Origin of the sequence: Micromonospora arida (assembly GCF_042873195.1) — a bacterium.
Classification (GTDB): domain Bacteria; phylum Actinomycetota; class Actinomycetes; order Mycobacteriales; family Micromonosporaceae; genus Micromonospora; species Micromonospora arida.
Map to the genome: position 1 here is coordinate 47,741 of NZ_JBIALC010000006.1, position 25,863 is coordinate 73,603.

General features: G+C 72.3%; 23 protein-coding genes and 1 pseudogene. 10 read left to right on the plus strand and 14 right to left on the minus strand.

Annotation, left to right across the window (positions count from 1 at the left end; genetic code table 11):
• Window positions 1-44: 44 nt before the first annotated feature.
• On the plus strand, window positions 45-620 hold the full coding sequence (locus ACFYP0_RS19020) for a Uma2 family endonuclease (RefSeq protein WP_355499043.1): 576 nt from the start codon (window positions 45-47) through the stop codon (window positions 618-620).
• Here ACFYP0_RS19020 and ACFYP0_RS19025 read toward each other — a convergent pair.
• Window positions 601-1,029, minus strand: coding sequence for an ester cyclase (locus ACFYP0_RS19025; RefSeq protein ID WP_124858751.1), 429 nt, complete (start codon window positions 1,027-1,029; stop codon window positions 601-603). The two genes, ACFYP0_RS19020 and ACFYP0_RS19025, sit on opposite strands and share 20 nt — an antisense overlap.
• Before the next feature lie 85 nt (window positions 1,030-1,114).
• Between ACFYP0_RS19025 and ACFYP0_RS19030 the strand changes: the two genes are divergently transcribed.
• Complete coding sequence (locus ACFYP0_RS19030) at window positions 1,115-2,134, plus strand: glutathione S-transferase family protein (RefSeq protein ID WP_355499045.1); 1,020 nt, start codon at window positions 1,115-1,117, stop codon at window positions 2,132-2,134.
• A gap of 371 nt (window positions 2,135-2,505) precedes the next feature.
• Here the strand turns inward: ACFYP0_RS19030 and ACFYP0_RS19035 are convergent, their stop codons facing one another.
• Both ACFYP0_RS19035 and ACFYP0_RS19040 read right to left on the minus strand, forming a co-directional pair.
• Entirely contained in the window at window positions 2,506-3,468 is a 963-nt protein-coding gene (locus ACFYP0_RS19035) for a complex I subunit 1/NuoH family protein (RefSeq protein ID WP_030329816.1), read from the minus strand.
• Window positions 3,469-3,752: 284 nt separating this feature from the next.
• Window positions 3,753-4,349 (minus strand): annotated as a pseudogene (locus ACFYP0_RS19040) (NADH-quinone oxidoreductase subunit C); the annotation flags it as partial.
• A 105-nt stretch (window positions 4,350-4,454) separates the two neighbouring features.
• Here ACFYP0_RS19040 and ACFYP0_RS19045 point away from each other — a divergent pair.
• Window positions 4,455-5,501 (plus strand): glucose 1-dehydrogenase, encoded by a 1,047-nt coding sequence (locus tag ACFYP0_RS19045; protein WP_355499049.1) that lies wholly within the window; start codon window positions 4,455-4,457, stop codon window positions 5,499-5,501.
• 16 nt (window positions 5,502-5,517) lie between these two features.
• Here ACFYP0_RS19045 and ACFYP0_RS19050 read toward each other — a convergent pair whose 3' ends face one another.
• Window positions 5,518-6,834, minus strand: coding sequence for a DUF2252 domain-containing protein (locus tag ACFYP0_RS19050; protein WP_355499052.1), 1,317 nt, complete (start codon window positions 6,832-6,834; stop codon window positions 5,518-5,520).
• A gap of 179 nt (window positions 6,835-7,013) precedes the next feature.
• Between ACFYP0_RS19050 and ACFYP0_RS19055 the strand changes: the two genes are divergently transcribed.
• On the plus strand, window positions 7,014-7,274 hold the full coding sequence (locus ACFYP0_RS19055; RefSeq protein ID WP_355499055.1) for a hypothetical protein: 261 nt from the start codon (window positions 7,014-7,016) through the stop codon (window positions 7,272-7,274).
• 54 nt (window positions 7,275-7,328) lie between these two features.
• Here the strand turns inward: ACFYP0_RS19055 and ACFYP0_RS19060 are convergent, their stop codons facing one another.
• Entirely contained in the window at window positions 7,329-7,910 is a 582-nt protein-coding gene (locus tag ACFYP0_RS19060) for an NADH-quinone oxidoreductase subunit B (protein WP_124861683.1), read from the minus strand.
• Between the two features lie 195 nt (window positions 7,911-8,105).
• On the opposite strand from ACFYP0_RS19060, the gene ACFYP0_RS19065 reads away from it, so the two are divergent.
• Together ACFYP0_RS19065 and ACFYP0_RS19070 are read left to right on the plus strand one after the other, a co-directional pair.
• Window positions 8,106-8,666: an RNA polymerase sigma factor gene (locus ACFYP0_RS19065; RefSeq protein ID WP_386996949.1), complete on the plus strand. Its 561-nt coding sequence runs from the start codon at window positions 8,106-8,108 to the stop codon at window positions 8,664-8,666.
• Window positions 8,659-9,867, plus strand: a complete 1,209-nt coding sequence (locus ACFYP0_RS19070; RefSeq protein WP_355499058.1) for a hypothetical protein — start codon at window positions 8,659-8,661, stop codon at window positions 9,865-9,867. Before ACFYP0_RS19065 ends, ACFYP0_RS19070 begins: the two co-directional genes overlap by 8 nt.
• 55 nt (window positions 9,868-9,922) lie before the next feature.
• Here ACFYP0_RS19070 and ACFYP0_RS19075 read toward each other — a convergent pair whose 3' ends face one another.
• Window positions 9,923-11,416 carry a pyridoxal phosphate-dependent decarboxylase family protein gene (locus tag ACFYP0_RS19075; RefSeq protein WP_386996952.1) on the minus strand — a complete coding sequence of 498 codons (1,494 nt, stop codon included), beginning with the start codon at window positions 11,414-11,416 and terminating at the stop codon, window positions 9,923-9,925.
• On the minus strand, window positions 11,413-12,813 hold the full coding sequence (locus tag ACFYP0_RS19080) for an MFS transporter (RefSeq protein ID WP_386996954.1): 1,401 nt from the start codon (window positions 12,811-12,813) through the stop codon (window positions 11,413-11,415). The genes ACFYP0_RS19075 and ACFYP0_RS19080 overlap by 4 nt, the downstream gene beginning before the upstream one ends.
• Before the next feature lie 193 nt (window positions 12,814-13,006).
• Between ACFYP0_RS19080 and ACFYP0_RS19085 the strand changes: the two genes are divergently transcribed.
• Together ACFYP0_RS19085 and ACFYP0_RS19090 are read left to right on the plus strand one after the other, a co-directional pair.
• On the plus strand, window positions 13,007-13,561 hold the full coding sequence (locus tag ACFYP0_RS19085; RefSeq protein WP_386997212.1) for a SigE family RNA polymerase sigma factor: 555 nt from the start codon (window positions 13,007-13,009) through the stop codon (window positions 13,559-13,561).
• Window positions 13,554-14,765: a hypothetical protein gene (locus ACFYP0_RS19090; RefSeq protein ID WP_386996956.1), complete on the plus strand. Its 1,212-nt coding sequence runs from the start codon at window positions 13,554-13,556 to the stop codon at window positions 14,763-14,765. The genes ACFYP0_RS19085 and ACFYP0_RS19090 overlap by 8 nt, the downstream gene beginning before the upstream one ends.
• 94 nt (window positions 14,766-14,859) lie before the next feature.
• On the opposite strand, the gene ACFYP0_RS19095 is transcribed toward ACFYP0_RS19090, so the two are convergent.
• Window positions 14,860-15,174, minus strand: a complete 315-nt coding sequence (locus ACFYP0_RS19095; RefSeq protein ID WP_386996958.1) for an MGMT family protein — start codon at window positions 15,172-15,174, stop codon at window positions 14,860-14,862.
• A gap of 13 nt (window positions 15,175-15,187) precedes the next feature.
• On the opposite strand from ACFYP0_RS19095, the gene proB reads away from it, so the two are divergent.
• Together proB and ACFYP0_RS19105 are read left to right on the plus strand one after the other, a co-directional pair.
• Window positions 15,188-16,345: a glutamate 5-kinase gene (proB, locus tag ACFYP0_RS19100; RefSeq protein ID WP_386996960.1), complete on the plus strand. Its 1,158-nt coding sequence runs from the start codon at window positions 15,188-15,190 to the stop codon at window positions 16,343-16,345.
• A gap of 90 nt (window positions 16,346-16,435) precedes the next feature.
• Window positions 16,436-17,677, plus strand: a complete 1,242-nt coding sequence (locus ACFYP0_RS19105; protein ID WP_355499075.1) for a glutamate-5-semialdehyde dehydrogenase — start codon at window positions 16,436-16,438, stop codon at window positions 17,675-17,677.
• Between the two features lie 156 nt (window positions 17,678-17,833).
• Here the strand turns inward: ACFYP0_RS19105 and ACFYP0_RS19110 are convergent, their stop codons facing one another.
• The 6 genes from ACFYP0_RS19110 to ACFYP0_RS19135 all read right to left on the minus strand — a co-directional run bounded on the left by ACFYP0_RS19110 (window position 17,834) and on the right by ACFYP0_RS19135 (window position 24,812).
• Entirely contained in the window at window positions 17,834-18,721 is an 888-nt protein-coding gene (locus ACFYP0_RS19110; RefSeq protein WP_386997214.1) for a prenyltransferase/squalene oxidase repeat-containing protein, read from the minus strand.
• A gap of 95 nt (window positions 18,722-18,816) precedes the next feature.
• Window positions 18,817-20,064, minus strand: coding sequence for an adenylyltransferase/sulfurtransferase MoeZ (gene moeZ / locus ACFYP0_RS19115; RefSeq protein WP_355499182.1), 1,248 nt, complete (start codon window positions 20,062-20,064; stop codon window positions 18,817-18,819).
• A gap of 56 nt (window positions 20,065-20,120) precedes the next feature.
• Entirely contained in the window at window positions 20,121-20,942 is an 822-nt protein-coding gene (locus ACFYP0_RS19120) for a DUF3152 domain-containing protein (RefSeq protein ID WP_355499077.1), read from the minus strand.
• A 104-nt stretch (window positions 20,943-21,046) separates the two neighbouring features.
• Window positions 21,047-21,892 carry a DUF3152 domain-containing protein gene (locus ACFYP0_RS19125; RefSeq protein ID WP_355499079.1) on the minus strand — a complete coding sequence of 282 codons (846 nt, stop codon included), beginning with the start codon at window positions 21,890-21,892 and terminating at the stop codon, window positions 21,047-21,049.
• 5 nt (window positions 21,893-21,897) lie between these two features.
• Window positions 21,898-22,872, minus strand: coding sequence for an alpha/beta fold hydrolase (locus tag ACFYP0_RS19130; protein ID WP_355499082.1), 975 nt, complete (start codon window positions 22,870-22,872; stop codon window positions 21,898-21,900).
• 23 nt (window positions 22,873-22,895) lie between these two features.
• Window positions 22,896-24,812, minus strand: coding sequence for a hypothetical protein (locus tag ACFYP0_RS19135; protein ID WP_386997216.1), 1,917 nt, complete (start codon window positions 24,810-24,812; stop codon window positions 22,896-22,898).
• Window positions 24,813-25,863 lie beyond the last annotated feature (1,051 nt).

The window sequence follows — 25,863 nt, forward strand, 5'->3', positions numbered from 1 at the left end:
TACCGTGGTCGCGGGGAGAACGAACGCACCTGGAAGGACCTGCCATGACCGCCGCGCTGCAGAGCGACCACCCGCCCGAGAGCGAGTGGACGACTGACGATCTGGATGCGCTGCCCGAGGATGGCCGCCGCCGGGAACTGCTCGATGGAGTGCTGCTGATGTCCCCCTCCCCCACCCGTACCCACCAGACCATCGCTGGCCATCTGATGGCCGCGCTCGACGAAGACTGTCCGGACGGCTACGACGTGACCCAGGGGGTCGAGGTGCGAATCAACCGCACCCGGTCCTTCATCCCCGACGTGCTGATCACCACGTCCACCGCGGCGGCTCGCGAGCCGTCGAAGTACGAGCCGCACGAGGTGGTCCTGGCCATCGAGATCGTCTCACCGAGCACCCGCTCGATCGACCGGGTACTGAAGCCGGCGCTGTACGCCCAGGCCGGGATCCCCTACTACTGGCGGATCGAGACGGAGGGTGACGCGCTGGAGGTCGTCACCCACCGGATCGACGCGGTGAACGAGGTCTACGCCGAGACCGGGCGGTGGACGAAGTTCGTCGACACCGGCGAGCCGTTTCCGATCAATCTGCCCATCAGCCGGATCACGCCCCGGGTCCGCTGACGACAGCCGGTGGGAGCATCTCGACGCCGAGCTGTTGCAGCAACTGGAACAGCTCGTTGCAGCTCCAGACCTCGACGATCCGGCCCGCCGCGTCGAAGCGCAGGAACGTCGCCCCCGAGTAGCTGACCACCTGACCGGTCGGCGGCACCGGACCGAACTGCCCGACGTGGGTGCCGGCGGCCCGCCAGTGCACGGCCACCCGCTCGCCGGCCGCGACCACGTCGACGATCTTGTAGCGCAGGTCCGGGAAGGCCGCCCGGCGCTCACGGTGCCAGGCGAGGGTGGCCTCCGGCCCGGTGCCGCCCAGCCCCGGGCACTCCTCGGCGACCAACTCGTACGCCGACTCCTCCTGGCGGGCATTCCACACGTCGGCGATGAACCGCCGGGCCGCCGCCTCCACATCCGTCATGCCGGCAGGGTATCCGGGACCGCTGTTGAGCCGTAGATCCGTAAGGATGGGGTAGAGACACACTGATCCGGACCGGGAGGGTGACGTGGGCGAGGAAAAAGGCGGCAAGTACGTCGAGCCGGGGAGCGAGTTCACCCGCGACCAGCGGTACATCGCCACCCGGATCACGCAGGACGGGCGCGACGGATATCCGGTGGAGCCGGGCCGGTACCGGCTGGCGGTCAGCCGGGCCTGCCCGTGGGCCAACCGACTGATCATCGTGCGGCGGTTGCTCGGTCTGGAGGACGCCATCTCGATGGCGGTGGCCGGCCCGACCCACGACGCCCGGAGCTGGACCTTCGACCTCGACCCGGACGGCCGGGACCCGGTGCTCGGCATCGAACGCATCCAGGAGGCCTACTTCAAGCGCTTCCCCGGCTACGAGCGCGGCATCACCGTGCCGGCGATCGTGGACGTGCCGACCGGGCAGGTGGTGACCAACGACTACGCGCAGATGAGCCTGGACCTGTCCACGCAGTGGGGCGCGTACCACCGCGAGGGCGCCCCGCAGCTCTACCCCGAGCACCTGCGGGAGCAGATCGACGAGGTCAACGCGGTGGTGTTCCGGGACGTCAACAACGGCGTCTACCGGTGCGGTTTCGCGGGCAGCCAGGAGGCGTACGACAAGGCGTACCACCAGCTCTTCGACCGGCTGGACTGGCTCACCGAACGGTTGACCGACCAGCGCTACCTGGTCGGCGACACCATCACCGAGGCCGACGTGCGGCTGTTCACCACGCTGGTCCGCTTCGATCCGGTCTACCACGGCCACTTCAAGTGCAACCGGCAGAAGCTGAGCGAGATGCCGGTGCTGTGGGCGTACGCCCGGGACCTGTTCCAGACCCCCGGGTTCGGCGACACGGTCGACTTCGACCACATCAAGCGGCACTACTACGAGGTGCACCGCGACATCAACCCGACGGGGATCGTTCCGCTCGGTCCCGATCTGTCCAACTGGCTCACCCCGCACGGTCGGGAGTCCCTCGGTGGCCGCCCCTTCGGCGACGGCACCCCACCGCCACCCCCCGCCGAGCCGGTCGACCCCGCGCACACCCCGCCGCGCTGAGCGGTCCTGTTCCAACGCCGCGCCGGCACGCCCTTCCCGGCGGTGGCTGGCGGCCGGCGGTGGCTGGCGGCCGGCGGTGGCTGGCGGCCGGCGGTGGCTGGCGGCCGGCGGTGGCTGGCGGCCGGCGGTGGCTGGCGGCCGAGGTGGGCGACCGGGGCGGGCGTACGACGCTTTCGAGCTGAATCGTTTGTGACATCAGGTGTGATCTCGGCTGCGGCGGGGCCGGCCGGCCGGCCACCGATTCGTTTATGACATCAGCTCGAAAGCGTCTTCCGGGACCAACTCGACCAGCGCCCGCGCCGACCCAGCTCGAGAGCGTCGCGCTGGCGGATACTCTGCCGGCACCCGAGCCGACCCCGTGGGGCCGCCGTCTACAGGGCGATGCGGACGGCCGCCGTGAGGACCAGTTGGGCCAGGGACGCGGGGACCAGCACCAGCCAGCAGAGGCGTTGCAGTTGGTCCTCGCGTAGCCGGGGGTAGGACACCCGGAGCCAGATGATCACGAAGGACACCGCGAAGATCTTGAGTAGCGTCCAGAGCCAGCCCAGTTGGTCGTCGGCGAACGGGCCCTGCCAACCACCCAGGAACAACACAGTGGTCAGCGCGGCGATCACCACGATGCCGACGTACTCGGCGAGCAGGAAGAACGCGAACCGCAGACCGGTGTACTCGGTCATGTAGCCGAAGACCAGCTCCGAGTCGGCCACCGGCATGTCGAACGGTGGCCGACGGATCTCGGCCAGCCCGGCGACGAAAAAGATGATCATCGCGGGTGCCTGCCAGAGCAGCCACCACGGCTGCCACGCCTCGACGATGCCCGACAGGCTGAGCGTGCCGGCCGCCATCGCCACCGACGCGGCGGCCAGCACCAGCGGCAGCTCGTAACCGAGCAACTGGGCCGCCCCGCGCAACCCGCCCAGCAGGCTGTACTTGTTGGCCGACGCCCACGCCGACATCAGCACCGCCACCACCCCGACGCCGACCACGGCCAGCACGAAGAAGAGGCCGATGTCCAACGGTTGCCCGACCAGGTCGTTCGGACCGAGCGGAATGACGAGCAACACCAGCAGGTAGGGCACCAGGGCCACCGCCGGCGCCAACCGGAACACCGCCCGGTCCGCCTCGCGCGGGGTGATGTCCTCCTTCTGCACGAACTTGACCCCGTCGGCCACCAGCTGCGCCCAGCCGTGGAAGCCGCCCGCGTACATCGGGCCGAGCCGGCCCTGCATGTGCGCCATCACCTTGTGCTCGGCCTGGCCGACAAGCAACGGCAGGGTGAGGAACGCGACCACCACACCGCCGATCCGGAGCACCAACTCCACCCAGAGCGGCATCAGGCCGTACCCCCGTCGTGGTCGCTCCGGCCATCGCGGCCCGGCCGGTCCGCGATCGGCTCGCCATCCGACGCGGCCGGGCCCTCGCCCGGCTTGTCCGACGCGGCGCCGGGCGCGGGCTTGGCGGCCGGGCCAGCACCGGGCGCGGGCTGGTCGGCAGGGATCGGGCCGTCGGTGGCTCCGCCCGGCCGGGGAGTACGCGCCGGACGGGCCCCCGGGGCGGGCCGTGCCGGACGCTCACGGGCCGGTCTGGCCGGGGTGCCGCCGCGCGGGCCCTCCCCCACCCCGCCGGCGCCGGCCGGAGTGGGCGTGGGCCCCCACTCGCCCGGAGCGGGAACGCCAGGCGGGCGGATCGGCCGACGTCCGCCGCCGGCCTCAGACTCGCCCGGCTCCTTCGCACCCGGCCAGGGCTTCGCCACCCGGGAAGCCAGCACGAACTCCTTGCGCAGCGGGTGACCCTCGAACTCCGGCGGCAGCAGCAGCGGCAGCAGCTCCCCATGCCCGGCGAAGTCGATGCCGAACATCTCGTGCGTCTCCCGCTCGTGCCAGGCGGCACCGGGATAGACGTCGACCACCGAGGCGACCGTGGGCGCGCCGCGCGGCAACCGGGTACGCAGCAGCAGGCCGTGACGCAGTCGCGTCGACCAGAGGTGCGCCACCACGTCGAAGCCCTCGGCCAACTCGTCGACAGCGGAGAGCCAGTCGAAGAAGTCGCAGGCCAGCTCGGCGTCGTCACGGGCGGCGGAAATCGCGGTCAGCCAACTCGCGGGCGGCACATCGACGGTGGCCCGGGCGAAACGTTGCCCGCCGGAGACCGACGGGGTCGCCTCAACCGGCGCGAGCAGCGCGACCAGTCGAGCGCCGACCTCTTCGGGAGTCATGCCGCTGATCCTAGTGCCGGCCGGGCCAGCACCTGGCCGCCGCCGATGCCCAGCGATCTGCCAGCTTCGGGCGCGGCGCACGCCTCGGCGGGGAAAGATGGGGGCGTGCGCGCTGTGACGGTGAGACCCGGGGTCGCCAATTCGCTGAACCTCGTCGAGGATCAGCCGGAGCCGGCTGCCGAGGAGGGCTCTGTCCTGGTCGAGGCGCTGGCGGTGGGGATCTGCGGCACCGACCACGAGATCATCGCCGGGGAGTACGGCGAGGCGCCACCGGGTGCCGACCGCCTGGTCATCGGGCACGAGTCACTGGGCCGGGTGATCGAGGACCCGAGCGGCACCCTGCAACCTGGCGACCTGGTGGCCGGGATCGTCCGGCATCCCGATCCGGTGCCCTGCCCGAACTGCGCGGTCGGCGAGTGGGACATGTGCCGCAACGGCCAGTACACCGAACACGGCATCAAGGGACTGGCCGGGTTCGCCCGCGACCGCTGGCGGGTCGAGCCGCAGTTCGCGGTCGCGCTCGACCCGACACTGGCCCAGGTCGGCGTGCTGTTGGAGCCGACCAGTGTGGTGGCGAAGGCCTGGGACCACATCGAGAGGATCGGGCACCGGGCCGAGTGGCAGCCGCAGACCGTCCTGGTGACCGGGGCCGGGCCGATCGGTCTGCTGGCCGCGTTGCTCGGCACCCAGCGTGGGCTCACCGTCCACGTGCTGGACCGGAACACCGAGGGGCCGAAGCCGGAGCTGGTCGCCGGGCTCGGCGCCACCTACCACACGGTGCCGGTCAACGACCTGCCCTTCGAACCGGACGTGGTGATCGAGTGCACCGGCGCTCCCACCGTGGTCCTCGACGTCATGTGCAAGGCGGCCCCGACCGGGATCGTCTGCCTGGCCGGGGTGTCCAGCGGTGGCCGGATCATCGACTTCGACGCCGGGGCTCTCAACCGGGCGTTGGTGCTGGAAAACAACGTGGTGTTCGGGTCGGTGAACGCCAACCGGCGGCACTGGACCATGGCCGCGGAGGCGCTCGTCCGCGCCGACCAGGTCTGGCTCGAATCGCTGATCACCCGGCGGGTGCCGGTGAACCGCTACGCCGACGCGTACACCCCTGGGCCGGACGACATCAAGGTGGTGCTGGAGTTCGCGTCCTGAGCGACGCCGCGCCCGATCAGATGCCCGGCAGTCGACCGTTGCGGAACAGGTCGACGAAGAGCTGATGGTCCTGGCGGGCGCGCACCCCGTACGCGTGCGCGAAATCCACCAGGTGGGCGACAAATCCAGCTTCGTCGGCGTCCACCGCCGCGACGATCGCCTCCTCGGTGGAGTAGTCCACCAGGTCGTGACTGGATTCGTCGTCGGCGACCGAGTGCATCCGGGCCACCGCCCGGCCAAGGTCGACGAGAACCCCGGTCAGCTCCTCCGGCTCGTTCACGTCCGACCAGTCCAGATCGGCGGCGTACGGGGAGACCTCGGCGACCAGCTGACCGGCCCCGTTCAGCTGGGTGAAGCCCAACCACGGGTCGGCGTGCGCCTGCAACGCCCGCTGCGACTCGGCGGTCCGGTGCCCCTGGTGCTGGAAGTAGCCGCGGACCGACTCGTCGGTGACGTACCGCGCCACGGCCGGCACCTGCGCCTGCTTCATGTAGATGACGACGTCGTTCTCCAGCGCCTGGGTGTGCCCCTCCAGCAGCAGGTTGTACGACGGCAGCCCGGCCGAGCCGATGCCCACCCCCTTGCGCAGCACCACGTCCTTGATCCGCGCCGCCACCGGGCGCAGCTGGATCGAGGCGGTTGGCAGGGTGCCCAGGTAGTCCTGGAAGGCGGCGCTGACCAGGTCCCGGGTGGCGTCGTCGATTTCGAAGACCCCGTCGCCGATGGAGAAACGTCGCTCGTAGTTGTCGATGGTCGTCTGCGCGGCGAGCAGGTCGACGCGGGTGTTGAGCCGGGCCCGTTGGAGCACCCGGCGCAGCACCCCGTCGGCGTTGTCCAGGGTGATCGAGCCGATCGCGTCGTCACCACCGGCGGCGATGGCCCGCAGCTCGGTCAGGTACGACCGGGCGAACCCCGCCACCAGCTCCCCGATGGCCGTGTCGGAGAGCGCCTTGCCGTAGCCGAGCAGCGCCACGCTGGCCGCGAGCCGGCGCAGGTCCCAGGTGAACGGCCCGACGTACGCCTCGTCGAAGTCGTTGACGTTGAACACCAGCTGCCCGGAGGCGTTCATGTAGGTGCCGAAGTTCTCCGCGTGCAGGTCACCGTGGATCCACACCCGGCTGGTCTGCTCGTTCAGGAACCGGTCGTCGGCGAAGTCGCCGAGCTGGTCGGCGTAGAACAGCGCGGCGCTGCCCCGGTAGAAGGCGAACGGCGAAGCCGCCATCTTGCGGAACTTGCGGCGGAAGGCGGCCGGGTCGATCGCCATCGACGCGCCGAACTCCTCGGTGAGCACGTCGACGATGTTGGTGGACCGCTGGTCCGCTGAGCTGCTCATAGTGCGCAGGCTAGTGCGGCGGGTCCACAACGGGGTGGCGAACGGCACATCCATCGATCATGCTGCCTGGGTCACGGCGCGGGGGCCCGGACACCACGGTCACGTCGGTCGATCGCGTCGCTGCCAAGCGCGGGCGACAGGTCCCTCGCCGGGCGTCGACCACGGAGGACCAGATACAGATGCTTCACAAAACGGGGACCCTGCTCACCGCCGCACTGCTCGGCCTGACGGCGACGATCGGCGGGGCCGGACCGGCCGCTGCCGCACCGTCGGCCTCCGCCGACGCTCCCACGTTCTCACTCAGCCGGCCAACCGACCCGGCGGACGAGTCGACCCCGATCACCGTGGAGTTGGCGACGCACTACTGGAACGAGATTGTTCCCGACGTCGACCCGAGCGACAACACCGTCACGTTCAACCTGGCCCTGTCGACCAGCTGACCAACCCGCGGACGGCCGCCGCCCGGATCAACTCCGGGTGGCGGCCCACCGCCCTCAGCTCGCGGCGGGTGGGCGTACCGGTGGGGCAGTGAGCGAGTCGACCGAGCGTGGGGCGGCGGCCTCGCGGGGCGGGGCGTCCAACGGTGCGGCCAGCACGTCGCGTTGCGGCACACCCCCGATGCCGGACTGCTCGGCGGCGATCTTCTCCTGCAGGCGCAGGATGCCGTGCAGCAGCGCCTCCGGCCGGGGCGGGCAGCCGGGCACGTACACGTCGACCGGGATGAGCTGGTCGACGCCCTTGGTCACCGAGTACGAATCCCAGTAGGGGCCGCCGCAGTTGGAGCAGGCACCGAACGAGATGACGTACTTCGGCTCAGGCATCTGGTCGTAGAGCCGCTTGATCGCCGGGGCCATCTTGTCGGTCACCGTGCCGGAGACCACCATCAGGTCGGCCTGGCGGGGGCCGTGGGCGAACGGGATCACGCCGAGTCGGATGAAGTCGTGCCGACCCATGCTGGTGGCGATGAACTCGATGGCACAGCAGGCCAGACCGAAGTTGAAGACCCAGAGCGAGTAGCGGCGCCCCCAGTTCAGCACGAACCGGATCGGCTCACCGAGCACTGCCGGCAGCTGCACGACCGCCCCCTCTCCTCACCGACAGTGAATCACAGGCGGTGTCTGTGCGGTCCGGCAGTGATCGGCGCGAGCGGCCCACCAACTGTCCCGGAGCCGACAAGGATCGGCAGCGACTGACGCGCAACCTACCGGCGCGCTCGCTTGTGTGACCGGTGCTGGCGAACACGACGCCCGCAGTCGCCACGGGGAGGACGAGTGCTTGTGACACGAGATGTGCGGGTGGGTGGCCCCCCGCCGGACCCACCGGGAACCGCAACCTCCACGCCGGCAGAGCTGCTCTTCGACGACTTCTACCACGCCCACTTCCGCGGCCTGGTGGTGCAGCTGACCGCGTACACAGGCGACCGTGGGCAGGCGCAGGAGCTGGTTCAGGAGGCGTTCTGTCGTGCGTACGCCCGCTGGGACCGGCTCGCCGGATACCAGGACCCCCTGGCCTGGGTCCGTAAGGTCGCCTGGAATCTCGGCCACAACCGCTGGCGGCGGCTGCGGACCGCCCAGCTGTGGCTGCTGCGGCAGCGGGAGACACACGTTGCGGAGCCGAGCCCGGACCGGGTCGCCGTCGACGCCGCGTTGGCGAAGTTGCCGCCGAAGCAGCGGCGGGCCGTCGTACTTCACTATCTCGCCGACCTGACGGTTGCGGAGATCGCCGCTCAGGAACAGGTCGCCGAAGGGACGGTCAAGTCCTGGCTGCACCGGGGCCGAACCGCGCTCGCCACCCACCTACGCGACACCAATGAGGAGGTGCGGGATGTCTGAGCAGGAGACCCTTGACCTCGCCGAAGAGTTCGCCCGCTACCGCCGTACCGCGCTGGCGGAGGTCGAGGCGCCGGGACCCGCCGCCGTTCGACGGACCGTACGAGGCCGCAGCCGGCGTCGGCTGGCTGCCACCGCCACGACGGCACTCGCCCTGTTCGGCGGGTCTGCCCTCGGATACGCGGCGATGAGCGGCCCGGACCACCGGCCCGGTCCGGTGGAGCCGACGCCGAGCGTGTCGGCGTCGCCGACGCCGCCGCCGACGCCAACGCCAACCCCCAGCGCTGCCGGGACCAGTTCCAGCCCGACCACCACGGTGCCGGACGGCCGGTTCAGCCGGGCCCAACTGCTGGGGGTGCCGGTGACCCTGCCGGCATGGCGGGCCGGACCAGGCTGCCCGACGTCGCAGACGCGGCTCACCGCCGATGCCCGGGAGGGCGCGAACTCGCTCTTGGCGCTCGACCACGGCGACATCGACGGGGACGGCGCGGTGGAGACGGTGGCGCTTGTGCAGTGCGTGCTCGGCACCCGCGGGCCGATGCAGGTGGTCGCCTTCGACCGCGACAAGGAAGGAAAGGTGACGACGGTCGGCCGGGTGGTCACGACCACCATCGACAAGCCGGAGTGGCTGTTCGCGCTGGATGTCGTGGGCGACGGCACGGTTCGCGTCCAGGTCGGTGACATCGCTCCCGGGGGTGGCTGGAACGCCAAGTGGTCACAACGGCAGTGGCGGGGCTACCGCTGGAAGGGTGACGCCTTCAGCCAGGTCTCCGGGCCAACGAGCTTCGGTCCGAACCCGAACCTGGCCGACGTCGCCGTCACCACCGGTGACCTCGTGCTGAGAACGGCCGACGACGGCTCCCGGACGGGTACGGCCACGGTGCGGATTCGTAACCGGGGCACGGGCCCGGTCGCCCACGTGGTGCTGCGGTTGGGCGTGCCCGCGGTGGTGCGCGCGGACGTCGACGGGTGGGGCACGTGCGCGGGCGTCCACGACAGCGTCGAACCGATCACCTGCCGCCTGGGTCAGCTGGCCGCCGGGGCGGAGATGCGGCTGGACCTGGACTTCCGGGTGCTCGAAGGGATCACGCTGAGCACGAACAAGGCAGACGTGGAGGTCGAGCCGATGGACAGCGAACGTGACGTCCTGCCGGACGTCAACAGAGCCGACAACCTGGTTCAGATGAGGTTGACCTACGGCTGACGGTCGCCGGCTGCGTCGTACGCCACGGGGGCGTACGACGCGGCCGGCGCTCCGGTCACCAGGTGGGACGTTGCAGCAGCCCGACGAACTCGACCAGCAGGCGCTCCCGCAGCGCCGGCGGCGCGGCGTCGAGCAGCGTGTTCACCATCGCCATCCGCTCCGGCAGCGGCGCGCCATCGGTCTCGCCGCCCATGCCCAGCCCGGCGGCCAGGCCCGCGACCAGTTCCGGGGTCAGCGCGTCCGGGGTCAGCGACGCCGCCAGCGCCGTCAGTTCCGGTGGAAGGGCGACCGGACCGACCGCCTGGGCTGCGGCCACCGCGTCGGTCAGGTCCGGCCCGAACTCGGCGACCCGGGGCGCTACCGCGGCGGTCACCGTGAGGTGCACGCTGGCGGGCAGACCGTCGTACGACAGCTGGGGTTGGGTGTGCCAGCCCCGCGCGGTCAGCTCGTCGACCAGGACGAACAGGTCGGGGCCCCCCTCTGTGGCGGTGAAGCAGACGACTGTCGACTCCGGCTCGGCCATCAGCCGCAGCCCCTCGACGGCGCGAACCGCATCGGCCAGCCCGGCCACCGCGTCCCGGGTGATGGCGGTCAGCCGCAGGTAACCCTCGTCGCCGAGGTGCCGCAACGTGGCGTACGCGGCGGCGATCGGGCCGCCCGAGCGGGTGGAGGCGATCACTGGGTTGATCATGGTGTAGCCGGGCCAGTCGGCGTACGCGAAGTACTGCGGGGCGCGCAGCGAGGCGTCGCGGTGCAGCAGCACTGACACCCCCTTCGGCGCGTACGCGTACTTGTGCAGGTCGACCGAGATGGAGGTGACCCCGGGCACCGCGAAGTCGAACGGCGGCACCGGCTCCCCGAGCCGACGCAGGTACGGCAGGGTCCAGCCGCCGAAGCAGGCGTCCACGTGGCAGCGCACCCCGGCTTCGGCCGCGGCTGCCGCGATCTGCGTGACCGGGTCCACCACCCCGTGCGCGTACGACGGCGCGGAGCAGGCGACCAGCACCGTCTCCGGGCGGATCGCGGCGGCCATCGCGGCCGGGTCGGGACGCAGCGTCTCCGGGGAGACGGGCACGACGTCCAGCGCCACCCGTAGGTAGTGCGCTGCCTTGGCGAATGCCGCGTGCGCGCTCGACGGCACCACGATTCGGGGTGCGGCGATCTCGGGGTGGGCGTCCCGGGCCGTCTTGACGGCGAGGATCAGTGACTCGGTGCCGCCGCTGGTGACGCTGCCGACGACGTCCGGGGCGGTGGTCCCGGGGCCGGCGCCCAGCACCCGGCCGGCGGCGCCGACCAGCGCGTTCTCCATGGCCAGCAGGGACGGGAACGCGGTCGGGTCCAACCCGTTGACGTGCGCGCTCTCCTGGTGGGCGGCGGCGGCCAGCTCGTCCAGCCCGGGCACCGCCGGGTCGTAGACGTACGCGAACAGCCGTCCCCCGTGGGTGGGCGCGTCACTCGCCCGCAGCTTCCGCACCTCTTCCAGAACCCGTTCCGCCGAAACCCCGGTGGCGGAAAGCGCTCCAGCCTCAACCCTGCTCTCGTCGATCATGGGGTAACGGTGCCCTTCTCGTGGCGGTCAACGCTGTCGTCCCCCAGCACAACTCCAGGATCGACCAGGTCGCTGTGGGCGGTGAGGGTGTACTGGCGGAGCAGGAGGATCGGCGGGGCGATCAGCAGGGCCGGGATCAGCGTGAAACCGAGGAGGACGCCCAGCCTCGCCGTGTCGGACTGGGCCGCCGCCGAGCCGGTGTCGGAGGACACGTAGCCGGAGAGCTGGAGCACCAGTCCGTAGATACCGGGGCCGAGCGCCAGGCCGAAGGTCTCCCCGGCGGTCCACAGCCCGGTGAAGACGCCCGCCTGCCGTCGGCCGGTGCGCGCCGTCTCGTGCGCGATGCAGTCCGGCAACATCGCCAGTGCGAAGACCTGCTGTCCGGCGTACCCCACGCCGATCAGCGCGACCAGGAGATAGACGGCGACCGCCGGCAGCACCGGCGCGGCGACCAGGGCGAAGGCCCCGACGGCAAGGATCAGCGAGGCGACCACCAGGGCGGTGCGCTTGCCCAGCCGGGCACCGATCCGGCTCCAGATCGGCATCACCAGCAGCGCCGGCCCGACGAAGCAGACGAAGAGCAGGGTCGGTCCGCTCTCCTCGTCGCGCAGGATCTGCCCGGCGAAGTAGTTGACCCCGGCCAGGATCGTCGCCACCCCGGCGGACTGCACCACGAAGCAGATCAGCAGTGCCCGGAACGGGCGGTTGGCACCGGCCACGGCGAGCTGGGCGCGCAGCGTCGGCTCACTCTCGCCCACCGTGCCGGTCGGCGCGGACCGGGTGCCCAGGAACGCGCCGAGGGCGCCGAGGGCGATCAGCACCGCCACGAACAGGCCCATCCAGCGGTGCCCGGCCACACCGTCACCACCGGCGCTCACCACCAGCGGCGCGACCGCGCCGGAGACCAGGATGGCCAACGCCAGCACCGCGATCCGCCAGGTCATCAACCGGGTGCGCTCGGCGTAGTCGTCGGTCAGCTCTGCCGGCATCGCCACGTACGGCACCTGGAAGAAGGCGAACGCGGTGGCGGTGGCGAGGAAGGCGAACGCCACGTACGCCGCGGCGCCCGGACCGTTACCGAAGGGCGCGGCGAAGATCGACGCGAACAGCACGGCGAGCGCGAGGCCGGCGACGATCAGGTACGGCCGGCGGGCGCCCCACCGCGACCGGGTGCGGTCGGAGATCCGCCCGGCGACCGGGTTGACCAGCACGTCCCAGGCCTTGGGCAGCAGCACCAGCAGGGCGGCCAGCCCGGCGGCCACGCCCAGCGTGTCGGTCAGGTACGGCAGCAGCAGCAGACCGGGCACGGTGCCGAACGCGCCGGTCGCCAGGGAGCCGAGCGCATAGCCGGCGTGCACCCGTCGAGGCAGCGAGCCGGGGCCCGGCGGCGTTTTCATGGGCCCGAATGTTACTCACGTTGAGTCGGGGGTCACATCCCCTCATCCGGTGACCAACCCACCGGCCCGTCCCGGACAACCGCACAGTCGGGTAACCGGCAGCGGACCCCGCAACCACCTCCGCAGTCTCGGAGTGTTACCGGCGCCAAGGGCACTCCAGCCCGGCGCTGACGGGGGAGGGGCAGTGACAGCGATGATGGGGGCCCGCGCCAACGAGCCACCGGCGGCCCGGACGGCCGGTGCGGTGGTCGAGGAGACGATCACCTTCGACGACTTCTACCACGCGCACTTCGGCAGCGTGACCGCCCAACTGTGCGCGTACACCGGAGACCTGGGCCATGCCCAGGACCTGGCCCAGGAGGCGTTCTACCGAGCGCTCGCCCGCTGGGACCGGCTGATCCGCTACGACGACCCGGTCGCCTGGGTCCGGCAGGTCGCCTGGAACCTGGCCCGAAGCCGCTGGCGACGCCTGCGCACCGCCCGCAACCACCTGCTGCGGCAACGGCGCACCGAGGCCGAGGTGGCCGGCCCGACACCCGACCGGGTTGCCATCGACGCGGCGCTGGCCCAACTGCCCGCCAACCACCGCCGGGCGGTCATCCTGCACTACCTGGCCGACCTGTCGGTCAACCAGATCGCCGCCCAGGAAGGAGTGGCCGAGGGCACCGTGAAGTCCTGGTTGCACCGAGGTCGGACGGCCCTGGCCGGGCTGCTCGACGAGAACACCGAGGGGGTGTGCGATGTCTGACCTCGACCCGCGACTGCGCCAGCGGCTCGGCGCGTACCGCAATGACGTGATCAGCCATGTCGCCGGTCCCGGTCCCGACGAGGCCCGGCAGCTGCTGCGCCGACGGCGGCGGATGACGGCGGTGGCCGTGGCCGCCGCGGCTGTCGTGCTGGTGGTGGCTCCGGTCGTCGCCAACGCCGCGCTACGCGGTGACCGGAACCCGCCGGTGCCGGCGGAGTCCGTGCAACCGACCACCCCGCCGACCTCGGCACCGCCGACGCCCACACCGACCACGCCGCCGTCGGCGACCACGAGCACCCCGAACGCCCCGGACGGACAGATCAGTCGGGCCCAACTGCTCGCCACCCGGGTCGACCTGCCGAACTGGCCGCCGGGTGAGATGGAGGGCGGCTGCACCACCTCGAAGGTTCGGCTCAAGACCGACACGACGGACACCTACGTGTCGATGCTCACCGACGACGCGTTCGAACACGGTGACGTCGACGGTGACAGGGCCGTCGAGACCATCGCCGTCGTGGCCTGCCGGTACGGCGAGGCGTCGGCGAAGCAGGTGGTGGCCTTCGACCGGGATCGCGACGGCCACATCGTGACGCTGGGCCGTGTTGTCCGGACCGGCGACGGGTTCGACGACATTCGCGCGGTGGAAATCAACCGGAACGGGTCGGTCGAGGTGCGCGTGGCCGACATCGTGCCGTGCTGTGGCACACCGAGCTACCTGCGGCGAGAGCAGGTACGGACGTACCGGTGGGACGGGCAGCGATTCGGTCAGACCGACGGCCCCACGGCATTCGGCAAGGACCCCCGACTCACCGACCTACGGATGACCATGACGCACCAGCTCGTCGACGTTCCGGGGGCGGACACCCGACGCAAACTCACCACGGTCTTCACAGTGACCAACGCCGGGCCGGTCGACGCGGCCCAGGTCGCCTTCCACTCCATCGAGGGCGGCGAGCGGGCCGGCGGGGACTGGTCCCGGTGCGACCCGAACCCGGCGCCGCAGGCCGATCAACCGTCGTGCCTGCTGCCCGGGGTGCCGGTCGGTGAATCGCGTCGCTACACGTTCGTCCAGTTGGTGCCCGGCCGGCCGGGGCCTGACGCGATCACCCGGAGGTTCCTCGTCGTTCACTGCGACGCACAGGACCGCCATTGGCCCGACCTGAAACGGAACGACAACGAGGTGTCGTCCCCACTCCCACTCTGAACGACCGCACGGTGCCTCGCCCCGATCCCTGCCGGGGCGGGGCACCGTCGGTGCGGGGGCACGTCCCGGCCATCACGATCACGCCCGTCGGTGATCACAACCCCTCGTCAGGCGACCAGCCCGCCGCCGCGATGTCCACTCCCTCGCCGCGCAGCGGCACCCCCTCGGCCCGCAGTCGGGCCCGGGCCTCCCGCTCGTGCCCCGGCGGCAGTCGACCACCCGCGGTCACCACTCGATGCCAGGGCACCGAGCCACCGTGCCGGGCCATGATGTTGCCGACCAACCGGGCCGAGGCACGCCCCGAGCGTTCGGACAGGGCGTCGGCCACCCCGCCGTACGACATGACCCGGCCCTCCGGGATCCGCTCGACCAGGTCGAGCACCGCCTCGACGTACTCGTCTGGAGTCACAATCGGCCACCATATGGGAACGTCGCCGGGCGGTGCGGCCGTGACCACGCAGAATGGTCGGGTGCGCGACGCAGTCACGACGGCCCGGCGGGTCGTCGTCAAGATCGGATCCTCCTCGTTGACCACCGCCACCGGCGGGTTGGCCGACGAGCGCGTCGACACGCTGGTCGACACCCTCGGTCGGCTCACCGCCGAAGGGCGCGAGGTGGTGCTGGTCTCCTCCGGCGCCATCGCCGCCGGGCTCGCCCCGCTCGGGCTGTCCCGACGCCCGCGCGACCTGGCCACCCAGCAGGCCGCCGCCAGCGTCGGGCAGGGGCTACTGATCGGCCGGTACGCGGCCAGCTTCGCCCGCCACGGCCGCACCGTCGGGCAGGTGCTGCTCACCGTGGACGACGTGACCCGGCGAGCGCACTACCGCAACGCGTACCGGACGCTGCGCAAGCTGCTCGACCTGCGGGCGGTGCCGATCGTCAACGAGAACGACACGGTGGCCACCCAGGAGATCCGGTTCGGCGACAACGATCGGCTGGCCGCCCTGGTGGCCGCGCTGGTGCACGCCGACCTGCTGGTGCTCCTCTCCGACGTGGACGCGCTCTGGACCGGTGACCCCACCAACCCGCGCTCGACCCGGATCGCCGAGGTGCGCGACGACACGGACCTCGCCGGCATCACCATCGGCGGGGCCGGCCGGTCCGGCGTCGGCACCGGTGGCATGGTGACCAAGGTCGAGGCCGCCCGGATCGCCACCGGCTTCGGCATCCCTGTGGTGCTCACCGCCGCCGACCTGGCCACGCCGGCGCTGGCCGGCGAACCTGTCGGCACGCTCTTCCACCCGCAGCGGCGACGCCCGACGGCCCGGCTGTTCTGGCTGGCCCACGCCACCTCGCCCCGGGGGCGGCTGCACCTCGACCCGGGCGCGGTGGCCGCCGTCGTCGGGCGGCGCAAGTCGCTGCTCCCGGCCGGCATCACCGCCGTGGACGGCACGTTCACGGCCGGCGACCCGGTGGACCTGGTGGACACCGACGGCGCATCGGTCGCCCGAGGGCTGGTCAACTACGACGCGGTGGAGCTACCCGGGCTGCTCGGCCGCTCCACGTCCGAACTCGCCGCGGCGCTCGGCCCGGCGTACGAACGAGAGGTCGTCCACCGCGACGACCTGGTGCTGCTCTAAGGAGTCGACAATGAGTGAGCGTCAGCGAGCGAATCATCGAATCAGCGCGGTGGTGCCTCAGGGCGGCACGCAGCGCAGCGGAGTGCCGGCATGAGCGTGACCGAGCAGGCGCGACGGGCGAGGGACGCCGCCGCGGAGTTGGCCGTGGCCACGCGTACGGTCAAGGACGCCGCGCTGGTGGCGATGGCCGAGGCGCTGGTGTCGCGTACCCCGGAGATCCTGACCGCGAACGAGACGGACCTGGCGGCCGGCCGTGAGGCCGGGCTGAGCGCGGCCGTGCTGGACCGGCTCGCGCTCGACGCGGGTCGGGTGGCCGGCATCGCCGACGCGCTGCGTGAGATGGCCGCGTTGCCCGACCCGGTCGGCGAGGTGGTCCGCGGGTCCACCCTGCCCAACGGCCTGGAGCTGCGCCAGATCCGGGTGCCGTTCGGGGTGGTCGGCATCATCTACGAGGCGCGGCCCAACGTGACGGTGGACGCCGCCGGAATCTGCCTCAAGTCCGGTAACGCGGCGCTGCTGCGCGGGTCGTCGTCGGCTGCGCACTCGAACGCCGCGCTGGTAGCGGTGCTGCGTGACGCGGTCGCCGGGGCCGGTCTGCCCGCCGACGCGGTGCAGTTGCTCGACGCCAGCTCCCGTGACTCGGTCAAGGAGCTGATGCGCGCCCGGGGTCTCGTCGACGTGCTCATTCCGCGCGGTGGCGCGTCGCTGATCCGTACCGTGGTCGAGGAGTCGACAGTGCCGGTGATCGAGACCGGGGTGGGCAACTGCCACGTCTACGTCGACGCCGCCGCCGACCTGGCGAAGGCCGTCGCGGTGACGCTGAACGCCAAGACGCAACGCCTGTCCACCTGCAACACCGCCGAGTCGCTGCTCGTGCACGCAGGCATCGCCGATGCGTTCCTGCCGCCGGTGCTGGCCGCGTTCGCCGAGGCGGGGGTGACAGTGCACGGCTCACCCGAGGTGGCCGCCCACTCCGCCGCCGTGGTCCCGGCGACCGAGGAGGACTACGCCACCGAGTACCTGTCCGCCGACATCTCGGTGGCGGTGGTCGACTCGCTGGACGCGGCGGTCGCGCACATCCGCCGCTTCGGCACCGGGCACACCGAGGCGATCATCACGGACTCGGCGAGCGCGGCCCGCGACTTCGTCGCGAGAGTGGACGCGGCGGCGGTGATGGTGAACGCTTCGACCCGGTTCACCGACGGCGGCGAGTTCGGCTTCGGTGCGGAGATCGGCATCTCCACCCAGAAGCTGCACGCCCGCGGCCCGATGGGCCTGCCCGAGCTGACCAGCACCAAGTACGTCGTCACCGGCGACGGTCACGTGCGCTGAGGCTCTGGCCGCGCCCCCTCCCCCTCCCGCGATCTTGCAGTTTCTGTCCCGACATAAGGGGCATTTATTCGCGTATCCGCGACAGAAACTGCAAGATCGCCGAGGTCGGGCCGGGGCGAGGGCGGGGCCCCGGGGGCAGGGCGGGGGCCGGGCGGCTCAGCTGGGTGGTGCGGGGCGGGCGGCGCGGATCGCGGCCAGCGTGGCGTGCACGTCGAACTGGTGGCCGTCGTCGCTCTCCCAGCCGCCGTCGCTGCGCTGGGTCTCGGTCAGCCGGCGCAGCGCCCGCACCATGATCCAGTCCTGTGGGTCGACGCCGGCGCGGCGCAACGTGGCCGCCAGCCACGCCACGTCCCCGGAGGACATCTTCGGCATCCGCTCGGCGAGCACCACCTGGATCCGGGCGGACTCCTGGAACATCTCCTGCCGGTGCAGCACGGCCGCGCTCAGCCAACCGGCGGCGAGGTACGACGGCCAGCTACCGTCCGGGCGCAGCCGCGCGGCGAGCGAGTGGGCCGCCGCCTGCACCACCCCGGCGTACGCCCCACCGACCCGATGGTCCAGCGGACCCGAGGCCCGGGCGTCCAGGCCAGCGACGGTGAGCCAGAAGCCGGCGTTGGCCGACACGAGGAATCCGGCCTCCGGGTCGCCGGGACGGGCCCACTCCGGTGCCGAGTCGGCCAGCGACGCGTCCTCTTCCCAACCGCCGTCGGCCTGCTGCCGGGAGGCCAGCCAGTCCAGAGCGCGGCGGGCGGCGGGACGGCCGAGCGCACCCAGGTCGTCCAGCTCGACGAGCCGGAAGCAGGTGGCGTCGATCGAGGCGACCTCACCGCCCCAGGTGGCCGGCCAACCGCCGTCCGGTGACTGGCCGACCTCGGCAGTCTCCAGCAACTCGGCGGGCACGGCGGTGCCGTTGCGGAGCCAGGAGAGGCGGGCGCGTTCCACCGCATCCCCGTGCGCCACGACGAACCCGATCGCGGCTTCCAAGTCGACCACGGCGGAGACGCTACCTGCGCAGACGCGATGCCGCCTCAGAGAATCGGCCAGCCCGGAATGGCTGCGTCGCTCCGGCCGGACGGCCGCTCGGCGTCATCTGCGTCGATTTGCCGGGGCAGCCGCGTGGGCCACCCCGGCTCGATCGGTCAGTACGCGGGCAGCGACGGGTCGATCTGCTTGATCCAGGAGAGCACCCCGCCCTGCACGTGCACGGCATCCTTGAATCCGGCCGCCTTGAGCGCGGCGAGCGCCTCCGCCGAGCGGACGCCGGACTTGCAGTGCAGCACGATCTGCCGGTCCTGCGGCAGCTTCGCGAGGGCCTCACCGGAGATGATGTCGCCCTTGGGGATCAGGGTGGCGCCGGGGATCTGGACGATCTCGTACTCGGCCGGCTCGCGGACGTCGACGAGGAAGATGTCCTTGCCGGCGTCCTGCCACTCCTTGAGCTCCAGGGCGGTGATGGTCGAGTCGAGCGTCGCCTCCTGGGCCTCCTCGGAGACCGCGCCGCAGAAGTCCTCGTAGTCTTCCAGCAGGTCGGTGACCGTCGGGTTGTCGCCGCAGAGCGCGCAGTTCGGGTCATTGCGGACCTTGATCTTGCGGTATTCCATCTCCAGGGCGTCGTAGACCATGAGACGGCCGACCAGCGGCTCACCGATGCCGGTGAGCAGCTTGATCGCCTCGTTCACCTGGATCGAACCGATCGACGCGCAGAGCACCCCGAGCACGCCACCCTCGGCGCAGGAGGGAACCATGCCGGGCGGCGGCGGCTCCGGGTAGAGGCAGCGGTAGCAGGGGCCGTGCTCGGCCCAGAACACCGACGCCTGGCCGTCGAAGCGGTAGATCGACCCCCAGACGTACGGCTTACCCAGCAGCACCGCCGCGTCGTTCACCATGTAGCGGGTGGCGAAGTTGTCGGTGCCGTCGACGATCAGGTCGTACTGGGCGAAGATCTCGCGGACGTTCTCGCGGTCCAGCGCGGTGTTGTGGATCTCCACGTTGACCAGGGGGTTGATCTCGCGGATCGACGCGGCGGCCGACTCGGCCTTGGACCGGCCGATGTCGGAGACGCCGTGGATGACCTGGCGCTGGAGGTTCGACTCGTCGACGGTGTCGAAGTCGATGATGCCGAGCGTGCCGACCCCGGCCGCGGCGAGGTACAGCAGGGCGGGCGACCCGAGGCCACCGGCACCGACACAGAGCACCCGGGCGTTCTTCAGCCGCTTCTGGCCGGTCACCCCGACGTCCGGAATGATCAAGTGACGTGAGTAGCGGCGGATCTCGTCTACGGTCAGCTCGGCGGCGGGCTCGACGAGCGGGGGCAACGACACGGTGGACTCCCCGGGATCGGCGGTGTGACCGCGCCATTGTTGCTCGCGGGAGCCCTCCTCGGCCATGAGGGACGACACGTGGTCCGGTATGCGGGAGCGGGAATAACCGACGACCCGGTCGATCAGGGGACGATGTCCCCCGCGTAGCGACGACCGTCGAGGTACGGCCAGGCGTTGGCGACGCAGCCCTGAAGCCCGTACGTCTGCTGCTGCATCACCGGGGCGGGCTCCTCCGGGCCGGGGCACGCCTCGTGCTCCTCGCCGAACTCGTGGCCCACCTCGTGGTTGATGACGTAGGTCCGGTAGGTGTCCAGCGAAGCGCCGTAGTCGGGGACCGCCTCCATCCAGCGGGCCAGGTTGATGATGACCTGACCGGGCAGGCGACAGGAGGTGTAGCGCTCGGTGGTCAACCCACCCTCGGCGCACATCCGCTCGGACGTGACCGGGGTGGCCAGGTAGATGGTGAAGTCGGCGGCCCCGGCGTCGGCCACCCTTTGCACCCGCAGCTCATCGGACGCGATCCAACTGCGCGGGTCGGCCAGCACCTCGTCGACCCTGGCGGCGAACACGTCGACGTCCTGGCCGGTGCCTCGTTCGACGACGACCCGGTATCGGTGCAGCGGCCCGTCCGTGCCGTGCACGGGTGTCTCGCCGTCGGCTGCCGTGAAGCGTCCCGCTCCGACCGACGGATAGCCGGTGGGCGCCGGGTGCGCGGCCACCCCACCTCCGTGGCCCATGCCGCCCTGGGTGGTGGCCGGAGGCTCGGCCGGCGGCTCGCCGCCCCGGCTCACCGTCACCGCGATGGCGACCGCAAGCACGAGCACGCCGAGCAGCATGGTGCGACGACGACGCCGGTGCATCCGGACGAGCGCGGGACGCACGCCCGGCAACGCCGACCGGGGCTCGGGCGGCCGGGGCGGGCCGTAAGGGGACGACGGCGTCATAGGATCAAGCCTGCCAGATTATTCGGGCATTTCCCCGTTTTTATCGCTATTGACGCAAGACGCCTGATGGAGGGGTCAATGGCCGGCGTGTCAGGCCGATCAACTCAGCGAGCGGGACCGCTGTATCGACGCCCGTTCAGGTACGGCCACGGGTTGACCCGGCAGCCGTTGAGGAAGAGCGTCTGCTGCATCATCACCGGTGCCGGCCGGCCCGCGCCGGGGCAGCGCTCGTGCCGATGCCCGAGTTGGTGACCCACCTCGTGGTTGACCACGTACGTCCGGTAGACCGTCAACGGCACGTCGGCCGAGACGAAGTGCGGCACGGACAACCGCCACCGATCCAGGTTGATGATCACCTGACCGGGCGCCCGACAGGACGTGTACGGACGACCGTCGATCCGGATGTCCACCCCACCCTTCGCGCACATCCGACCCGCGGTGCGGGCGGTGGCCAGGTAGACGGTGAAGTCCCGAGGCGCAGCCCCCGGCACCTGCTGTAGCCGCAACCTGCCGCTGTCGACCCAACTGCCCGGCCCGGCGAGCGCCACCTCAACCGCCTGGGCGAACTCGGTGACGTCCTCGGCGCTGCCCGACTCCACCGCGACCCGGTAACGCCGCAGCTCACCCGCCCGACCCAGCACCGGGCCGGAGCGGGCGTCGTAGCCGAACCCGCCTGTGCCGGCGCTCGGAACCGCGCCGGGCACCCGCAACACCGGAGGCGGGCTGGACGGCACCGCGGCAGAGGGCGAAGGGTCGGGCGGCAGCGGCCCGGCCACCAGCGGCGGCGCGCTGATCTCCTCCGCGGCCAACCGGTCAGCGCCGGGATGCCCACCCGGCCCCTCGGCGATGACGGTCACCGCCGAGCCGACGGCCACCACCACCGCCACCAGTTGGGCGAACAGTGCGAAACGTCGCCGACGGCGAGCAGGATGGCGGGCTGAGCTGGGCATCCAGGTCAGCCTGCCAGATCAGACCGCCCCGCGGCGTCCTCCGTTTCGGCGAGCAGGCCGACCACCGCGCGGGCAACCAGCCGGGGAACCTCCAACTGCGCCACATGGCCGACGCCCTCGAGCATCATCAATCGGCTGTCCGGAATGACCCGGGCGGTCTGCGGCGCGACCCGCACGTCGACCAGACGGTCCTGCAGACCACCCACCACCAGGGTCGGTGCGCGTACCGCCTCGGCGAGGCGCCACAGCGACCCCGGCCCCGGCAGGTACGCCCGCAGGAAACTGGAGACCAGCCCACGGAACGTCCGGACGTACGCGGCGGCGTAGTGCTCGGCCTCGTACCGCACCCGGATCTCCTCCAGCGCCTCGGCCCGGCGCTGGTCGCAGATCCGGCTGAGGTCGGCGACGCAGGCCTCCAGCACCTGCTGGGCCATCACCTCGGGAGCAAGCTGGGTGAGGTGCCGGGCGACCAGCCGCTCACCTCGGGGAATGGCGAGCACCGGCAGCATCCGCCCCTGCAACGAGCGCCGGAAATCCAGGAACGGCAGCGCCGGGGAGATCAGGGTGAGGGTGCGGACCAGATCCGGCCGGAGCCCGGCGACCTGGACCGCGACCGCGCCACCCAGCGAGTTGCCGAACAAATGCACAGGCCCTCGACCGGAATGCTCGATCCAGCGGACGACCAGATCCGCGAAGGCCGGAATGGTGTAGCTCGGGCCCGGCTCGCTACGGCCGAAGCCGGGCAGGTCGATGGCCTGACCGTCCAGCCGGTCGGCGAGCAGCCCGGCCAGGTCGGTCCAGTTCTGCGACGACCCGCCCAACCCGTGCACGTACAGCGCCGGCTCCGCCCCGGCGGCGGTGGCCGGGGTGTCCCGGACGTACGTGACGCGGCCGTCGAGGCGGACTTCCCGGCCCGGCCACGGCGGCGGAACGCGATTGTCGGGGAGCAGGTGGTCCGGCCAGAGGGTGGCGCGTCTCATTGCTCCAGTCTGCCTCGAACCACTCAGGACAGCAGCGCCTCCAGCCGACGGTTGACCGCCGCCAGCGTCGCCCGGACCACCGCCTGACGCGGATCACCCGCGACCAGGGCCGACCCGGCGAGCTGCTCGACCCAGCCCTCGCAGACCAACAGCGCCACCACGGTGGCCACCTCGCAATTGCCGAACGGCACCACGGCTGCGTGTTCGACGAAACAGCGCCCCCGCTCGGCGTTCTCGGTACCGCGCAGCAACTCGTCCACCGCGGCCGCCGCCGCCACCGCGCAGAGCCGCAACACGTAGCCGTCCACCGCCGGCCCGGTGGCGTACCCGGAGGCGCTGTCGCCCCCGGCCAGCAGCCGGACCTCCACGTTCGCGTCCAGGCCGAAGGTGCTGACCTGCACATGGTCGATCACCACTCGGGGCCCCGGCGTACCGCCGGTCTCCAGTGGCCGGGACGGCGCCGACTCCGTCGTGGTCACCTGACCACCGGAGTACGACGTGCCCAGCGTCGCCGGGCTACCGGTCGCGGCGCCGGTCGGCGCGGACGAGACCGACCCGGGTTCCTCCACCGTGGCGCGCCCCCGGTGCGGAGCGTTCGACCGGCGACGGCGCGTCGGGTCCGTGCCGGTCCGCTGCTCCGGGCCGGCCGGCGGGGACTCGACCCGGCCGCCGGTCGGGCGGGCGACCGTCGGCGGCTCGGCCGACCGAACCTCGCCGGGATCGCGCGAAGCCGCGTTTCGAGTCTCCGGGGTACGCCGCTCGACGGGCTCGGCCGCGCGACGGCGAACCGGTGGGGGTGGAGTGCTGGGCAGGCCGGGCACGTTCTGCGGGGCCGCTGCCAACCCCATCCGCTCCTGGAGCAGCCGGGCCACCTGCCGGCTCACCTCGGCCGGGTCGGCGCCGTCGGCCAGGTCCAGTCGCAGACTGTGCGCTCCCGCCGGCGTACGGCGCAGAGCCGCGTCGCGGACACCGGCCACCTCCCGGACGGCATCCAGGATGGCGTTGACATCGAACCCCTCGGGGCGCTCGCGCAGGGGGGCTGGCTCGTCGTCCCGGCGCAGGTGAGTCGCGATGCGGGCGAGTTCCGGGGTTTCGGCTGGCGGCTCCACGGCTGGCGGCTCCGGCACGACGGGCACGTCCGGTTCCGCGGGGACGCGCTGCGGCAGCACCACCGCGCTCGCAGCCGACGGCCGGCCATCGTCGGCCGGCGACGTCGCGTCGGGTGCGGATCGGCGCGCCGCGTAGGCGGAGGCGGACACCGGTGCGGGCTGATCGCGGCGGCCGGAACCCTTCGTGGCGGTGGGCGGGACCGCTGCGGTGGCGTCAGTCGATGGCAAGCCGTTGACCGGAGCGGCCGGTGGGGGCGGCTCGACGGGTGACGGACCGGGCTCGGGTGTCGCCGGCCTGAGCCGGAACGGTGCGGTCGGTCGGACGTCGGGCCGGGACCGGCCGGGCGTCTCGCCTCCGTCGCCCCCGCCGGCGCTGGCCGACCGGCTGGCCGGCCATGACGGGCGCTCCACCGGGGTGGCCGGGAGCCGGCCCTCGGACCAGTCCGGCCGCTCGGCCTGGGAACTGCTCGCCGTCGGCGAACCGCCGGTCCAGGACGAGCGCTCGGCGACCAACGGGGGGCCTGCCGGAGCCGGTGGCGTGTCGGTCAGCGTGGGAGGTGGCCCGGCCGGAGCCGGAGGCGGGCCAGCGGGTGCCGGCGGTATCGCCTCGGCCGGTGCGGGCGGGTCGGCCGACGCCGGGCTGGAGGCCCACGAGGGCCGTGTCGGCGGGGAGCTGGCCGGTGCCGGATCGGCACCGGCGGCCCAGGACGGTCGCGTCGACGCCGCGCTGGTCGCGGGCGGTTCGGACCCGCCGGCCCAGGACGGCCGCACCGGCGGCACGCTGGTCGCCGCCTCGGACCCGCCGGCCCAGGACGGCCGCACCGGGGGCACGCTGGTCGGCGTCGGATCGGAACCTCCGGCCCAGGAGGGCCGCGCGGGCGATGCACTGGTGGGGTCGGGATCGGCGCCGCCAGCCCAGGACGGACGGTCGGGCCGGGGTCCGCCGGTCGCCCCGGACCCCGCCCACGACGGACGGTCAGCGGGCGGACCACTGGTCGGCGTCGCACCACCCGCCCACGACGGACGGTCGGCCGGTGGTGCACTGGTCGGTTTTGCGGGGCGTTCCGGGGTGGACTCGGATTCGCCCCGGCCGGGTTCGTACGCCCGGGGCGGATCGGCGCGTACCGGCTCGTACGGGCGCGGCACCTCGGCGCGCACCGGCTCGTACGGCTGGTGGGGTTCGCCGACCCAGTCCGGTGCCGACTCGTCCCGTGCTGTCGGGCCAGCCGGCTCGTCGTCCTGGCGGGACCAGGGCGGGGCCCACCCGCCACCCCAGCTCGGACGGTTCCAGCTCGGCCCCGACCAGTCGGGCTCGCTGGCCGTCGACTCCCCGGCCCGGTGCGTTTCGCCGGGACGGTGCGCGTCATCGCTGCGATGTGCCTCTGCCGGCCGGGAACCTTCGGCAGCGCGACCGGGCTCGCCCTCGTCGGCGGACGCGGCCGGGCCCGGGGTGCGTCCCGAGGTCGCCGCGGGCTCGGGCGCGAGCGGGTCCCGCCAGTCGCGTGGCGCGGTCGGACTCTCGTCGGCGGCCAGCCGCTCGCCGGTCGGCGCGTGGAAACCGGGCGGCACCTCGAAACCCGACGCCGCGGTGCCGACGGGCGGCACCTGGACGGCCGGCGGGGCCGAGGTGGGCAACCCGGGTTCGGCCCAGCGGGCACGGTGCGCGGCGGCCGGATCGACGGTGGAGTGTGGGGCGGGGCCCGGATCGGGCTCGACGGCAGCCTGCTCCGTCGGCGGTGCGGGACGTTGGGCGGGCACCACGAGCCGGTCGCCGGCCGCCCCGGGGCGACCCTCGGCGGGCAGCCCGGGCGGGGCGCTCACCGGCGTGGCGCGGCCCGCGGGCGCTTCGAGACCGGGGTGGTGGAAGCCGTTGACGTCGTCC